Annotated in this window: 12 protein-coding genes; 4 read left to right on the forward strand and 8 right to left on the reverse strand. The window is 65.4% G+C overall.

Annotated features, from left to right (window positions below):
• Positions 1-48: 48 nt before the first annotated feature.
• From CH275_RS22990 to pdhA, 3 genes are read right to left on the reverse strand one after another with little or no spacing between them, the layout of a single operon-like run.
• Complete coding sequence (locus CH275_RS22990; RefSeq protein WP_094680528.1) at positions 49-1,356, reverse strand: dihydrolipoamide acetyltransferase family protein; 1,308 nt, start codon at positions 1,354-1,356, stop codon at positions 49-51.
• Positions 1,357-1,404: 48 nt separating this feature from the next.
• Positions 1,405-2,409 carry an alpha-ketoacid dehydrogenase subunit beta gene (locus CH275_RS22995; RefSeq protein WP_094680529.1) on the reverse strand — a complete coding sequence of 335 codons (1,005 nt, stop codon included), beginning with the start codon at positions 2,407-2,409 and terminating at the stop codon, positions 1,405-1,407.
• On the reverse strand, positions 2,406-3,488 hold the full coding sequence (gene pdhA / locus CH275_RS23000) for a pyruvate dehydrogenase (acetyl-transferring) E1 component subunit alpha (protein ID WP_094680530.1): 1,083 nt from the start codon (positions 3,486-3,488) through the stop codon (positions 2,406-2,408). Before pdhA ends, CH275_RS22995 begins: the two co-directional genes overlap by 4 nt.
• A gap of 134 nt (positions 3,489-3,622) precedes the next feature.
• On the opposite strand from pdhA, the gene CH275_RS23005 reads away from it, so the two are divergent.
• Positions 3,623-4,102 carry an Lrp/AsnC family transcriptional regulator gene (locus CH275_RS23005; RefSeq protein WP_094680531.1) on the forward strand — a complete coding sequence of 160 codons (480 nt, stop codon included), beginning with the start codon at positions 3,623-3,625 and terminating at the stop codon, positions 4,100-4,102.
• Between the two features lie 254 nt (positions 4,103-4,356).
• Positions 4,357-5,385 carry a Glu/Leu/Phe/Val family dehydrogenase gene (locus tag CH275_RS23010; protein WP_094680589.1) on the forward strand — a complete coding sequence of 343 codons (1,029 nt, stop codon included), beginning with the start codon at positions 4,357-4,359 and terminating at the stop codon, positions 5,383-5,385.
• A gap of 88 nt (positions 5,386-5,473) precedes the next feature.
• Here CH275_RS23010 and CH275_RS23015 read toward each other — a convergent pair whose 3' ends face one another.
• On the reverse strand, positions 5,474-6,910 hold the full coding sequence (locus CH275_RS23015; RefSeq protein WP_373453737.1) for an NAD-dependent succinate-semialdehyde dehydrogenase: 1,437 nt from the start codon (positions 6,908-6,910) through the stop codon (positions 5,474-5,476).
• Between the two features lie 16 nt (positions 6,911-6,926).
• On the reverse strand, positions 6,927-8,291 hold the full coding sequence (gene gabT, locus CH275_RS23020; RefSeq protein ID WP_094680533.1) for a 4-aminobutyrate--2-oxoglutarate transaminase: 1,365 nt from the start codon (positions 8,289-8,291) through the stop codon (positions 6,927-6,929).
• 130 nt (positions 8,292-8,421) lie between these two features.
• Here gabT and CH275_RS23025 point away from each other — a divergent pair, with 130 nt between their 5' ends.
• Positions 8,422-9,918, forward strand: a complete 1,497-nt coding sequence (locus CH275_RS23025; protein ID WP_094680534.1) for a PucR family transcriptional regulator — start codon at positions 8,422-8,424, stop codon at positions 9,916-9,918.
• A 37-nt stretch (positions 9,919-9,955) separates the two neighbouring features.
• Entirely contained in the window at positions 9,956-10,747 is a 792-nt protein-coding gene (locus tag CH275_RS23030; RefSeq protein WP_094680535.1) for a YoaK family protein, read from the forward strand.
• Here the strand turns inward: CH275_RS23030 and CH275_RS23035 are convergent.
• Genes CH275_RS23035 through CH275_RS23045 form a run of 3 tightly spaced genes read right to left on the reverse strand, consistent with a single transcriptional unit; the run spans position 10,663 to position 13,795 of the window.
• Complete coding sequence (locus CH275_RS23035) at positions 10,663-12,348, reverse strand: flavin monoamine oxidase family protein (RefSeq protein ID WP_094680536.1); 1,686 nt, start codon at positions 12,346-12,348, stop codon at positions 10,663-10,665. The two genes, CH275_RS23030 and CH275_RS23035, sit on opposite strands and share 85 nt — an antisense overlap.
• On the reverse strand, positions 12,345-13,166 hold the full coding sequence (locus tag CH275_RS23040; RefSeq protein WP_094680537.1) for a carbon-nitrogen hydrolase family protein: 822 nt from the start codon (positions 13,164-13,166) through the stop codon (positions 12,345-12,347). Before CH275_RS23040 ends, CH275_RS23035 begins: the two co-directional genes overlap by 4 nt.
• Positions 13,163-13,795, reverse strand: a complete 633-nt coding sequence (locus tag CH275_RS23045; RefSeq protein ID WP_094680538.1) for a helix-turn-helix domain-containing protein — start codon at positions 13,793-13,795, stop codon at positions 13,163-13,165. Before CH275_RS23045 ends, CH275_RS23040 begins: the two co-directional genes overlap by 4 nt.
• Positions 13,796-13,822 lie beyond the last annotated feature (27 nt).

Below are 13,822 nucleotides of genomic sequence, written 5' to 3' on the forward strand. Positions count from 1 at the left end.
GCACCCTTGTCTCCATCGAGCAGTCTCCATCGAGCCGAGCTGCGTAGATCAGCTCAGAGCGATCATATCCACCGGAGTGCTCAACAACCGGCCGACGAGCGCGAGGAACTGCGATCCCTGCTGGCCGTCGACGAGGCGATGATCGAACGACAGCGACAGCGTCGTCACGGACCGTAGAGCGATTGCGCCCTCGTGCTCCCAGGGCATGCGGCGGATCGAACCGAAGCACAGGATGGCCGCTTCGCCGGGGTTGAGGATCGGCGTGCCTGCATCGACTCCGAACACTCCGACGTTGGTGATCGTGATGGTGCCGTCGGCGAGGTCGGCCGAACTGCTCTTGCCTTCCTTCGCGGTACGCGTCAGATCGGCCAGCGCACGCGCGATGTCCACCAGTGAGAGTTCGTGCGCGTCCTTGATGTTCGGCACCATCAGGCCGCGCGGGGTCGCCGCGGCGATGCCGAGGTTGACGTAGTGCTTGGTGACGATCTCCTGAGCCGCCTCGTCCCAGGACGAGTTGAGCGACGGATTCGATTTCAGTGCAACGAGAACTGCCTTGGACACCAGCGCCAGCGGAGTCAGCCGTACATCCGCGAAGTGGGCCGAGGACCGGAGGGATTCCAGCAGAGTCAGGGTGTCGGTGACGTCCACGGTCACGAATTCGGTGACGTGCGGGGCGGTGAATGCACTGCGCACCATCGCATCCGCGGTGTGTTTGCGGACTCCCTTGATCGGGGTCCGTTCTTCGCGGCCGGTCCGTTGCGGGATCCGCATCTCTGCCGGGTCCTCACCCTCCAGGTAGGTCTCGACGTCTTCACGCGTGACGTCACCACGGCTTCCCGTTGCGGGCACCTCTGCCAGGTCGACAGCGTTGTCCTTGGCGATCTTTCGCACCGGCGGTGTGGCCAACGGCTTACCGTTCTGCCCGCTCGATGCCGCAGTCACCGGAGCGGTTCCCCGACCGCCGCGTCGACTGGATCCTTCCTTGGCCACTCCGTATCCGACGAGAACCGGGACGCGCTCCTCACTGTCCTCGACCGGGCTCGCGTCATCCACCTCGGTGGCGAGCTCGGGGGCAGCCGCGTCGTCCTCGCTGTTCCCGTCCTCACTGCTCCCATCGACGCGGATATCGATGATCGGAACTCCGACCTCGACGGTGTCGCCTTCCGACACATGAAGTGCAGCAACGACACCCGCGAACGGCGACGGCAGCTCGACGGCAGCCTTGGCCGTTTCGACCTCGGCGATGTTCTGATTGAGCTCGATCGTGTCACCGACGGCGACGAGCCAGGTCAGAAGATCGGCCTCGGTGAGGCCTTCCCCGAGGTCGGGCAATGGAAAGCTCTTGATGGTGGGCATCGTCGAATCCTGTTCGTTACGTGGCGGGCTCGGTCGGTGAGCGCGAGGTCAGTGGGAGCGACAGCGGTCGACGGCGTCGAGGATCCGGTCGACGTCGGGGAGGTAGAACTTCTCGAGCTTCGAGGCGGGGTACGGGGTCCCGAACCCGCCGACACGTAGCACCGGTGCCTCGAGATTGTAGAAGCAGCGTTCGGATACCCGTGCAGCGATCTCGGAGCCGAGCCCCATGAACACCGGAGCCTCGTGTGTGACGACCAGTCGCCCGGTCTTGCGTACCGAGTCCTCGATGGTCTCGAAGTCGATCGGGGACAGCGAGCGCAGATCGATGACCTCTATCGAGATTCCCTCGTGAGCAGCCACTTCGGCGGCCTTGCGGGCGGTGGAGACCAGCGGCCCGTAGGCGATGAGGGTGACGTCGGTGCCCTCGGTGACCACCCGCGCCCGATGCAGGGGGTAGGACGCGTCGAGCTCGGTCTCGCCCAGATCGATCGGGCTCTTCTCCCAGTACCGACGCTTCGGCTCGAAGAACAGCACCGGGTCGTCACTTGCGATGGCCTGCTGAATCATCGAGTAGCCGTCGGCCGCGTTGCTGCAGGTGACCACGCGAAGGCCTGCGGTCTGTGCGAAATACCCTTCGGGAGATTCGGAATGATGCTCCACGGCACCGATTCCGCCGCCGTAGGGCACGCGGATGGTCATCGGAATCTTGACGTTGCCACTGGTGCGGTAGTGCAGCTTGGCCACCTGCGAGACGATCTGGTCGAACGCCGGATAGATGAAACCGTCGAACTGAATCTCGCACACCGGCCGAAATCCTCGCATCGCGAGACCGACTGCGGTGCCGATGATTCCCGATTCCGCCAGCGGCATGTCGAGTACTCGACCGGGACCGAAGTCCTTCTGCAGGCCGTCGGTGATGCGGAAGACACCGCCGAGCTTGCCGATGTCCTCGCCCATCAGCAGGACCTTCGGGTCGTTCTCCATCGCTCGCCGCAGACCTGCATTGATGGCCTTGCCCAACGGAAGACTGGTGGGCCGTTCCAGGGTGGTCATGACGTAGCTCCTTCGAATCCGGCCTGGTACGAGGCGAACTTGGCCCGCTCGTCGTCGAGTAGGGGGTGTGGATCGGCATAGACGTTGTCGAACACCGACATCGCTTCCGGTTCGACGGTCTCGAGACAACCGCGACGAAGCTCGGCGGCGACGTCGTCGGCGGTGCGCTTGACCGAGGCAGCGAACGCGTCGTCGAACACGCCGATTCGTCTGAGCAACTTCTCGATTCGGTCGATCGGATCCTTCGCGCGCCATTCGTCGTCGGTGGCACCCGAGCGGTATCGCGTCGGATCGTCGGATGTGGTGTGCGGGCCCATGCGGTAGGTGACGGCCTCGATGAGCGTCGGGCCGCTGCCTTCTCGGGCTCGAGCGAGGGCGGCTCTGGTCACGGCCAGGACGGCGAGAACGTCGTTGCCGTCGACGCGGATCGACGGGATTCCGTATCCCTCACCGCGGGCGGCGATCGTCGTCTTCGTCTGCACCGTGACCGGTTCGGAGATGGCCCACTGATTGTTCTGGCAGAAGAACACCACCGGCGCATGGAAACTGGCGGCGAACCCGAGCGCCTCGGAAATGTCGCCCTGGCTGGTTGCGCCGTCGCCGAAGTAGGTGATGGCCGCGCCTTCGGCTCCCTCGAGCTGCATGCCGATGGCGTATCCGGTTGCGTGCAAGCCCTGCGATCCGACGATGATCGCCGGCGTGGTCATGCGGTATTCGTACGGGTTCCAGCCCGAGAGGGTCGACCCGCGCCAGAAGCGCAGCATCCGGGTGGGATCGACGCCCCGGCAGTAGGCGACGCCGTGCTCTCGGTAGCTTGCGAACACGAAGTCCTCCGTGTCGAGCGCGCGTGCCGAGCCGACCTGCGCCGCTTCCTGCCCGAGCAACGGTGCCCACAACCCCAGTTCGCCCTGCCTCTGCAGCGCGGTGGCCTCGGAATCGATGCGCCGGACGACGACGAGATCGCGATACATCTCCATCATCGCGGCCGTGTCGATGTCGGCAACGAGAGGCGAATAGGTCTCGTTGCGGACGACAGTTCCCGATTCCTTTATCAGCTGTACCAGCGAGGTGGTGTTCATGGTCGTGGCACTCTCCGTCGTGGTGTGATGTCCTTCACAAGGACACCACCGACATCCAGAGTGCACAAGTGATGACTTCACAACTGCGCAGGCTGCACAATATTGGGTAACGACCGAGCTACAGAAAGTGCGCAATGACCGATTTGGACAAGACCGACGCCAGACTCCTCCTCGCACTGTGCGCGAAGCCACGGGCCACCGGCGTCGAGCTCGCCACCACACTGGGGCTGTCCCGCAACACCGTCCAGGCGCGCCTCGGTCGGTGGGACGACAAGGGATCTCTCACCCCGATCGATCACCGCATCCCGCCCAAGTCGCTGGGACGCCCGCTGCAGGCGTTCGTCACCGCACAGGTCAACCAACACACGTTGTCGGCGGTCACCGAACACCTGCGGACCATCCCGGAGGTGCTGGAGGTGTTCGGCCTGTCCGGGGCCGCGGACATGCACATCCGCATCGCGGCCGTGGATGCCGACGACCTGTATCGCATCGCAGGCCTCATCCTCGATATCCCCGGCGTCGAGCGCACCAACATGTCCATCGCGATGTCGGAGCTGATCCAGTACCGCACCAAGCCGTTGCTCGAACAGCTCGCCGAGGAAGGCCGACGCTGAGCAGCCAGACCAGCTCTACCGCACCGATTCCGCCGCCACCGTGCAACATGCATGATCTCGACAACGACGGTTGACCAGCGTGCACGTCCACGGCACTCTTCGACGGACATGTTCCCGGATACCACCCATTTCCGGTACCGCCGCCTCATCACCGAAAGAGACCGCCTGTGTCCGTCGTTGCCGACCACCCCGCCGCATCGAACACCTCGTCCGATTACTTCCCCGCCGCGACCGGCGTCTTCGATCGTCCCGACATGCCGCGCGACTGCGCACACGAACGCGTCGTGTTCTGCCAGGACCCCGACACCGGTCTGCGCGCGATCATCGCGGTCCACTCCACGACGCTAGGACCGGCGCTCGGCGGAACGCGCTTCTACCCCTACGCATCCGAGCAGGATGCATTGACCGATGTGTTGCGGCTCTCCCGCGGAATGACCTACAAGGCAGCCGTCGCGGGAGTCGATCTGGGCGGCGGCAAAGCCGTGATCATCGGCAACCCCAACACGATCAAGACCCCGACGCTGTTGAACGCGTACGGCCGGTTCGTCGAGTCGCTCGGTGGAACCTACGTCACCGCAGGCGATGTGGGCACCAACAGCGACGATCTCGACATCATCGCCGAGGAGACGGCGCACGTCGTCGGCAAGAACACCACCGCGGGCGGCACCGGAGACAGCGGCCCGCAGACCGCACTCGGGGTCTTCCTTTCACTCCGGGCAGCAGCCGAATCGGTCTGGGGCTCCGATGATCTGACCGCCAAGCGCGTCGGCGTCGAGGGTGCGGGCAAGGTGGGGTACAACCTCGTCGCACTGCTTCGTGATGCCGGTGCCGAGGTGGTCGTCAGCGACTCGTACGTGCCCGCAGTCGATCGCATCGCCCTGGACTTCCCAGGGGTCACCATCGGATCCGACATCATCGGTGCCGACGTCGACGTCTACGCGCCGTGCGCCATGGGTGCCACTCTCGACGCCACCTCGGTGGCCCGGTTGTCGGCGTCCATCGTCTGCGGCGCGGCCAACAATCAGCTGCTCACACCCGACGTCGAAGAGATGCTGGCTGCGCGGGGAATCGTGTGGGTACCCGACTACGTCGCCAACGCCGGCGGCCTGATCCAGGTGGAAGGCGAACTGCGCGGCAAGGATTCGGCTCAGGTGATGGCCACGATCGGGAAGATCCGCGACACCGTCACGGGCATCTTCGCCATCGCGCGCACGGAGGGCATTCTGCTGGGAGCTGCCGCTGACCGTCTGGCCGAGAACCGAATCGCGGCTGCTCGGAGCTGAGTGGCGGTACGCATCGTTGGCTCCACTCCTGGCCGTGCATCGGGGAAATCCCGCAAACACGGCCTGGAGTGGAGCGATACGTGCACCGCTACTGCAGCGCGATGTACTTGGTCTCGAGGTATTCCTCGATGCCTTCCGAACCACCCTCGCGTCCGAAACCCGATTCCTTGACGCCACCGAACGGGGCGGCCGCGTCGGAGATCGCACCACGATTGACCCCGACCATGCCGGTGTCCAGAGCCGCCGACACCCGCAGGGCCCGGTCGAGATTCTCGGTGAAGAAGTACGCCACCAACCCGTATCGGGTGTCGTTGGCCGCAGCGACGGCCTCGTCCTCGGTGTCGAACCCGATGATCGCCGCGACGGGTCCGAATATCTCGTCCTGCAACAGATTCGCGTCGGCCGGGATTCGATCGAGCACCGTCGGCGCGTAGAAGAATCCGGGTCCATCCGGCGTCGTGCCTCCGGTACGCACCCGGGCACCCTTGGCCACCGCATCGTCGACCAGTGCGGTCACCGTTCTGCGCTGCTTGTCGTTGATGAGTGGCCCGATGTCGGTGCCCTCCCGATCACCCGGACCCACCGACAACGCCTCGATCCGCGCGGTCAGTTTCGTGGTGAATTCCTCGCGTACGGAGTTGGCGACATACAGACGGTTGGCCGCCGTGCATGCCTCGCCGCCGTTCCGCATCTTGGCCAGCATCGCTCCGTCGACAGCGGCGTCGATGTCCGCGTCGTCGAACACGATGAACGGGGCATTGCCGCCGAGCTCCATCGACGTCCGTAGCAAGCGGTCGGCTGCGTTGCGTACCAACAGCTTTCCCACTCCGGTGGATCCGGTGAACGTGATCTTCCTCAGCCTGGGGTCGTCCATCAGCGGTCCGGTGACGGCCGCAGCGTCGGAGGCCGGAAGGATCGAGAGCACACCGCTCGGCAAACCGGCGTCGGCGAACACCTGCCCGAGAAGAAGCATCGTGAGCGGAGTGTCCTCGGCCGGCTTGACGATGACGGTGCATCCGGCAGCCAGAGCGGGCCCGATCTTGCGCGTTCCCATGGCCAGAGGAAAGTTCCACGGGGTGATCGCCAGCACCGGGCCGACGGGCATCTTGGTCACCAGGATTCGGCCGTTTCCTGCCGGCGCGGGGGTGAACCGGCCGCCGATGCGGACGGCCTCTTCGCTGAACCAGCGCAGGAATTCGCCGCCGTAGTTCACTTCACCGCGGCTCTCCGCCAATGACTTTCCCATTTCGAGAGTCATCAACAAAGCGAAGTCGTCCGCGCGCTCCTGCAGCAGGTCGAAGGCACGCCGCAGAATCTCGGCCCGCTCGCGGGGCGGCGTTGCCGCCCACTCCGGTTGGGCCGCGGCCGCCAGATCGAGCGCGGCGATGCCGTCTGCTGCGGTGGCGTCGGCGACCGTGGTCAGTTCCTCGCCGGTCGCCGGGTTCAGTACGGAGAACCGGGCACCCGAGGCCGACGGCGTCTGCGTGCCGCCGAGCCACAGGTCGGTGGGCAGCGAGGAAATCAGATCGTTCGATGACACGTCAGATCCCCTGTGCCACAGCGCGAAGCGAGTGTTCGAGGACGGTGAGCGCGTCGGCCAGTAGCTCGTCGGAGATCACAAGGGGCGGCAGCAGGCGGATGACGTTGCCGTAGGTACCGCAGGTCAGCACGATCACCCCTGCCTCGAGTGCCGCAGCCGCAACGGCTTTGGTGGCTTCCGGGTTGGGCTCGCGTCCACCGGGTACGACCAGTTCGACGGCCAGCATCGCTCCGCGGCCACGCACGTCTCCGATGATGTCGAGCTCGGACGCCAACGCGTCGAGTCGCTCCGACACGATGCGTTCGATATCGCGGGCTCGGGCGTTGAGGTCGAGCGTGTCCATCTGCTCGATCGACGCCAAGGCAGCGGCGCAGGCGACGGGGTTGCCGCCGTAGGTTCCACCGAGTCCACCGGGGTGCACGGCGTCGATGAGGTCGGCGCGGCCGGTGACCGCGGCCAGCGGCATGCCGCCTGCAATGCCCTTCGCCAGGGTGATCAGGTCCGGCACGACGCCCTCGTGCTCACTGGCGAACCAGGCACCTGTCCGGGTGAATCCGGACTGCACCTCGTCGGCGATGAAGACGACGTCGTTCTCGCGCGCCCAGTTCGCCAGTGCAGGCAGGAAGCCTTCGGCAGGCACGACGAAGCCGCCCTCACCTTGAATGGGCTCGATCAGGATGGCCGCGAGATTGCCTGCGCCGACCTGCTTTTCGATGACTGAGATCGCCCGGTCCGCAGCCTGGGCACCGGTGACCGAGGAACCGTCGGCGTTCAGACCTTCGCGGAACGGGTAGGACATCGGGGCCCGGTAGACCTCGGGAGCGAACGGCCCGAACCCGCTCTTGTACGGCATCGACTTGGACGTCAGCGCCATCGTCAGATTGGTACGACCGTGGTACGCGTGGTCGAACACGACGACAGCGGACTTTCCGGTTGCATGCCGCGCGATCTTGACGGCGTTCTCGACTGCCTCTGCACCGCTGTTGAACAGGACGGTGCGCTTGTCGTGGTCGCCCGGCGTGAGCTCGGCCAGCTTCTCGGCGACCGCGATGTAGCCCTCGTAAGGCGCGATCATGAAGCAGGTGTGCGTGAAATGCGCGACCTGATCCTGCACAGCGGCAACGACTGCCGGGTTGGATGCGCCGACTGTCGTCACCGCGATTCCGGCTCCGAGGTCGATCAGCGAATTACCGTCCACATCGACCACCACGCCACCGTCGGCATCGGCCACGTACACCGGCAACGTCGACGCAACGCCTGCACCGACGACGGCCTTGCGGCGCTGCGCCAACGCCGCCGACTTCGGCCCGGGGAAGGCGGTGACGATCTTGCGCTCCTGCGGAAGTCGGTACTCGATCGAGGCCATGGTCGTACCTTTCGTATGGGCTGGTTCAGCAAGTATGCGGCCGGTCGACCGCCCGAGACCGCTGCCAATTCGTCCACTCGAAGGGCATATTGCACTCCATTTCGTCGACCCGGGGTTTACAGTTCGACGGGTGAGCGTGCAGATGTCCTGGCTGCTGAGGCAACGACACCTTCGACTGAGTCATCGCGGAGGACCCGAACGCAGCGCCGTGCCCATCGTCTTCGCACAGGCGACCGAACTCACCGACCCCAGCCCGTGGCTGTCGGGCGGTGAGTTGATTCTGACGACCGGGCTGGGCTTCGACTCCGACGGCCCCGCGCTCGGCACCTACGTCCGCACCCTGGCCGCCGCCGGTGTCGCCTGCCTCGGTTTCGGAGTCGGACTGTCCCACAGCACAATTCCACGTCATATCCTCGAGGCCGCCGAGGAAGTCGGACTTCCCGTCGTGGAGGTCCCCTACGACATTCCGTTCGCCGCCGTCATTCGCGCGGTCGTGAAGCGAATCTCCGAGCAGGAGTACGAGCAGGTCGTTCGCGCTGCGTCGGTGCAGAACCGGATCACTCGGGCAGCGCTGCACGGCGGCGTCGACGCGATCGTCCGCGAACTCGCCGTTGCCACGTCGACATCGGTGGCACTGATCGGCAGGCGCACCGAGTCGTTTCATCCCGCAGATGCGTCCGACCTCGTCGAGCAGGCCCGCGAGATCGCCCGCAGCATCCGGCCGTCGTCCGCTCCCGCCACCGTGTCGGCGAGCGAACCGGGGCGCACCGTGACCCTGCATTCGGTTGCGATCACCGGTGGGGCTCCGACCTTCCTGGCCATCCGCACCACAGGGCCGATGACCGGGGTCGAGCAGATCTTGCTGGGACACGCGGTATCGCTGGTGACACTCGAGCTCGAGAAGCCGGCACGACTGCGCGCCGAGCAGTCCAGGCTCAACACCCTCGCGCTCGGGTTGTTGCTGGACGGGCATCTGCCGTCGTCCGCCGACACAGCCCTACCGAGCTATCTCGCCGATGCCGCCGACGACGACTCCCACATCAGGGTTGCGGTGATCCGCGGACCGTCCGAGCGCATCGCCGACGCGGTCGATGCCGAGTCCCGACTCCGCGCGCTGCCCACCTACGCCCGTCGCACCGACACAGGCTGTGAACTACTGCTACGCGGCTCCGACGACACCCGGTTCGTTGCCCACCTCGTCGATTCACTTCCACGGTCGACGTGCGCCGGCATCAGTTCGCGCCTGCACATCGGCGAGTCGCCTACGGCGCTGCGGCAAGCCACACTCGCATGCGCCGCAGCGGGTCCTCACGACCGGATCGTCGAATTCACCGGGTCGATGCTGCTGGCCTCCGAACCGGTACAGGAGTCGTTGCGCGCCATGGCTGCAGTAACCATCGCGGTACTGGCCGAGTACGACCGCACCCATTCCGCCGATCTGGTGGGATCACTGCGGGCTTTCCTCGAAGCGAACGGACATTGGGAAACCGCTGCGGCGCACCTGTCCGTTCATCGTCACACATTGCGAAACCGGATCACGCGGTGCGAGGACTTGCTCGCGGTGGATCTGACGTCGGCGCGGGTGCGGGCGGAATTGTTGCTCTCGTTGCTCGCCGCGACAACGTGAACAACGTGAATATCGGTGATCGTGTGAGGATTTCTCGATGACCACGCCACGTCCTGAACCCCACATCGCCGTCGCAACCGCGAAATCGGTCCGGCTCGGGGTACTCCTGGCCGCCGTCGGGGGGTTCCTCGACGCCTACACCTACGTCACCCGCGGAGGCGTGTTCGCGGGTGCCCAGACCGGCAACGTGGTGCTGCTCGGCGTCGATATCGCCGGCGGGCGGTGGGTCGAGGCGCTCGCGTTTCTGCCACCGTTGGCGGCCTTCGTGCTCGGCGTCGCGACAGCGGAGTTCATCGCATTGCCCGCGGTGGCGAAGATCGTGCGACGACCGGTACGCGCAGTACTCGTGTTCGAGATACTCGTGGTCCTGGTCGTCGGGTTGCTCCCGGCAACCGTGCCCGACGCCGTCGTCTCGGTGATTCTCGCGCACGTGGCCGGCGTACAGGTGACGACCTTTCGCGTGCTGGTGGATTCGCCGTTCAACACCACGATGACCACCGGGAATCTCCGCAGCATGGCGATGGCCGCCTTCCATCGCATCGTCGAACACGATCGCGAGGCGGGGACGCGTGCACGACGGTTCGGCGCGGTGATTTCCGGGTTCCTCGGTGGGGCGCTGCTGGGCGCAGCGGCGGTCGAGCTGTTCGGACTGCGAGCGATCTGGGTCGTGGCCCTGATGCTGACGATTGCGCTGGCACTGTTCGTGTTCGACGAGCGCGCGCCCCGGTCGTTCAATCCGAAGTTTCAGTCGCCCAACCGAAGCGGAGCGATGGACTCGAACACGTCCCCCGGTCCTGGATTGCCCTCGGCGGACGAACCGCCCAAGTGATGCACAACGCCCCACACCGCGTTCAAGGCTGTATGAATCGCACCCTCCGCCCAACCCGCGGTCCACGAGATGTCGTCGCCGGCCAGGAAGATCCCTCGGTGCCGAGGGTCGAGCTCGTGTTGCATGAAATGGGTGAACAATCTCTCCTGGTATCGGTAATGACCCGGCAGGTTCGCTTTGAATGCACCCATGAAATCGCGTTCGGTCTCCCAGGACAGTGTCACCGGGGTGGAGATGATGTGGCTGCGAAAGTCGACGCCGGGATAAATCTCCTCGAGCGAGCGCAGCATGATGTTCATGCGCTCGGTCGGGTCGAGGGCGAGCAACTTGAGCGAGTCGTCGGACCAGGTGTAGGACAGGCAGATGAGCCCCGGCTTGCCCTCTCCCTGGTCGAGTAGGTAAGTGCCGCGGCTCATTCGATCGGTCAGCGTCATGCTGACCAGGTCTCGCCCGGTGACCGGATCCTTGTCCTTCCAGAACGGACGATCGACGAGTGCGAACACTTTGGTCGACCCCATGTAGTGCGTTCGTTCGATGGCCGTCCAGTGATCGATGGGAAACAGGCCGTCGTCACATCTGATGTTGCTGAGCAACATCCAACTCTGCGCGGTCACGACGGCGGCCGCATAGGTGCGGATGTTGCCGCGGTCGTCGTGGATCGTGGTGCCGCCGTCGGTGCGCCTGATCTCGGTGACGCGCGACATCGTGGTGCCGCCGTTCAGCGAGGCCACCGACGTTCCCGCAGGCCAGTGCGCCACGTTCTCCGGCGAGTCGGTCCACAGCCGCATCGGCAGTTGCTGTGAGCCCCCGACGATTCCGCGATGGTGGTCGTCTGCTGCCGTGATGACGACACGAAGGATCTCGAGAATGGAGTTGGGATAGTCGGTGTCCCATCCGCCCGTTCCGAAACCGACCTGGCCGAACAACTCCCGCATCCGAAACGACGAGAAGTGCTCGGATGCGGCCAGGAATCCGTAGAAGGTCTGATCGTCGAACTTCACGATCAGCTCGTTCCATATTCGCTTGATCTGGGCCACGTCCCGCCTGCGAACGGCTCGCTGCAGCGGAACCAGCTCGGCGTGTTCCTCGAGCGTCCTGTTCCACGCGTCGGCAACCTCGGCGAAGATCGGCGGAAGCTCGTCGAGCTTGCGCGCGTAATGGCTCTCGCCCTTGAGGTCGATCACCGTACTGGGGGTCGCCTCGGCCAGCGGGTTCGGAAACGGCGTGGTTTCGAGACCGACCGCGTCGAGGTAGTGGAACAGCGTGGTGGACGACGGCGGGAACCGCATTGCACCCATTTCGGCCACCACACCGGGGTGCCCTTCGAACGGCACCGAACGCATTCGCCCGCCGATCCGATCCGATTCGTACACAACAGGTTTCAAGCCCAGCTTGAGCAGCTCGTGGGCGACGACCATGCCCGCGAGTCCACCGCCGATCACGGCGACCTCGGTACCGAGGGCCTCGTCGGGAATGCTGCCAAGGCCGGCCGGATGCGCGAGGTAATCGTCGTACGCGAACGGAAAGTCCGGACCGAACATCGTCAGCGGCTGGTCGTCCTCGGATTCGATCGCGCTGTCCGGGGTGACGGGTGTGCTCATCGGTCGGTCTCCTGCTCGGGCCGCGAGGACCCTGTCGGGTAGAGGTCATGGCGGCGATCGGCCAGATGCGTGTTGACGGCGCGGGATCGAGCGAGCTCGGCCGGATCCAGTGTGACCGTCACAAGTTGTTCGTGCGCCCCGGCCCGCGCTAGGTCGTTACCACCCGGTGCCACAGCACAGGTGAGCCCGCAATACGTCAGACCGGCCTCGGCTCCGCAGCGGTTGACGTAGGTGATGAACAGTTGGCTCTCGTACGCCCGTGTCGGGACGACGTGGGTTGCGATGATCTCGAACGGAGTCATCAGACCGGTGGGGACGATCAACCACTGCGTTCCGGCATCGGCGTGCGCGCGCACGGTTTCCGGGAATTCGACGTCGTAACAGGTGAGCAGCCCGCAGCGAATCCCGCCGAAATCGAACTGCACCAACAGTTCCGGGCCAGCAGCGAAGTGCGTGCGGTCGAGTTCACCGAACAGGTGGGTCTTGCGGTAGCGCGCTACCGATCGTCCGGTTGCGTCGACCACCTGTACCGAGTTGTACACCGTCTCGCCGGCGAGCTCGGGGTATCCGTACACGATTGCAACGCCGCGGTTTCGAGCGATCGTCGCCACCTTCCCGAAGATCGGTCCGTCGAACGGTTCGGCTCGTTGGAGCACGAGATCGCCGATGTCGTAACCGCTGACCGACATCTCCGGAGTCACCAGGATCGACGCACCTGCTGCGGCCGCTCGACGCGCGGCGTCGTCCAGCGCCGCGAGGTTGGCGTCGACGTCGCCGGAGAACTCCGGCCCTTGAAACAGCGACGCGGTGACACTCATGAAGAAGACTCCCGTTTCGTTGCAGGCAACTCCTCCGGCAACGCCGGGGCCAGTACCCACAGCACCTGCGCACCGCCGCTACCCTCACTGCGAAAACTGTGCGGTCGCCTGGGCGAGAAGGTGAACGCGTCGCCCGCCCCGAGCAGGACGTCGTCGCCCCCGAAGTTGCCGTCGGGGTCGGCCTCGAAGGTCACCCGAATCTCACCCGACAACACGTGCACGAACGTCACGTCCAACGGCAGGGTGTACGCCTCCGCCCCGCTGCCGCCGCCCTCCTCGATGTCTCCCAGTAGCACCTGGACGCGCCGCTCCCCCACCGGAGTCAGCAAATACTCCGTCATCGCTTCGCCGCCGAACACGATGCGCGGCAACGACTGTGCCCGTACGACGTCACCCGCCGGGGCATCGTCGAACAGGGAGCCGACCGGTACGTCGAGCGCGGCACAGACCCGCACCAACGACGCAACCGAGGCGTTCACCTGATCGCGCTCGAGCTTGGACAGATATCCCTTGGTCACCCCGCAGGTGTCGGCGAGCGCGTCCAGAGTCAACCGCTTCTTCTGCCGAGCCTCCTTGAGCCGCGCGCCTATACGCGGTGCATCGCTGACGACCGACGTAGCAAGGGACACTTCTCTCGCCTCTCAGGAAACTCGTGT

The sequence above is a fragment of the Rhodococcus sp. 06-235-1A genome (genome assembly GCF_002258785.1).
In the GTDB taxonomy this organism is placed as follows: Bacteria; Actinomycetota; Actinomycetes; order Mycobacteriales; family Mycobacteriaceae; genus Rhodococcoides.

Bases quoted from the DNA above. Each gene is read 5' to 3' on its own strand.
- gabT (WP_094680533.1), bottom strand. From the start codon at position 8,291: ATGGCCTCGATCGAGTACCGACTTCCGCAGGAGCGCAAGATCGTCACC.
- CH275_RS23005 (WP_094680531.1), top strand. From the start codon at position 3,623: ATGACCGATTTGGACAAGACCGACGCCAGACTCCTCCTCGCACTGTGC.
- CH275_RS23010 (WP_094680589.1), top strand. From the start codon at position 4,357: ATGCCGCGCGACTGCGCACACGAACGCGTCGTGTTCTGCCAGGACCCC.
- CH275_RS23035 (WP_094680536.1), bottom strand. From the start codon at position 12,348: ATGAGCACACCCGTCACCCCGGACAGCGCGATCGAATCCGAGGACGAC.
- CH275_RS23030 (WP_094680535.1), top strand. From the start codon at position 9,956: ATGACCACGCCACGTCCTGAACCCCACATCGCCGTCGCAACCGCGAAA.
- CH275_RS22995 (WP_094680529.1), bottom strand. From the start codon at position 2,409: ATGACCACCCTGGAACGGCCCACCAGTCTTCCGTTGGGCAAGGCCATC.
- CH275_RS23040 (WP_094680537.1), bottom strand. From the start codon at position 13,166: ATGAGTGTCACCGCGTCGCTGTTTCAAGGGCCGGAGTTCTCCGGCGAC.
- CH275_RS22990 (WP_094680528.1), bottom strand. From the start codon at position 1,356: ATGCCCACCATCAAGAGCTTTCCATTGCCCGACCTCGGGGAAGGCCTC.
- pdhA (WP_094680530.1), bottom strand. From the start codon at position 3,488: ATGAACACCACCTCGCTGGTACAGCTGATAAAGGAATCGGGAACTGTC.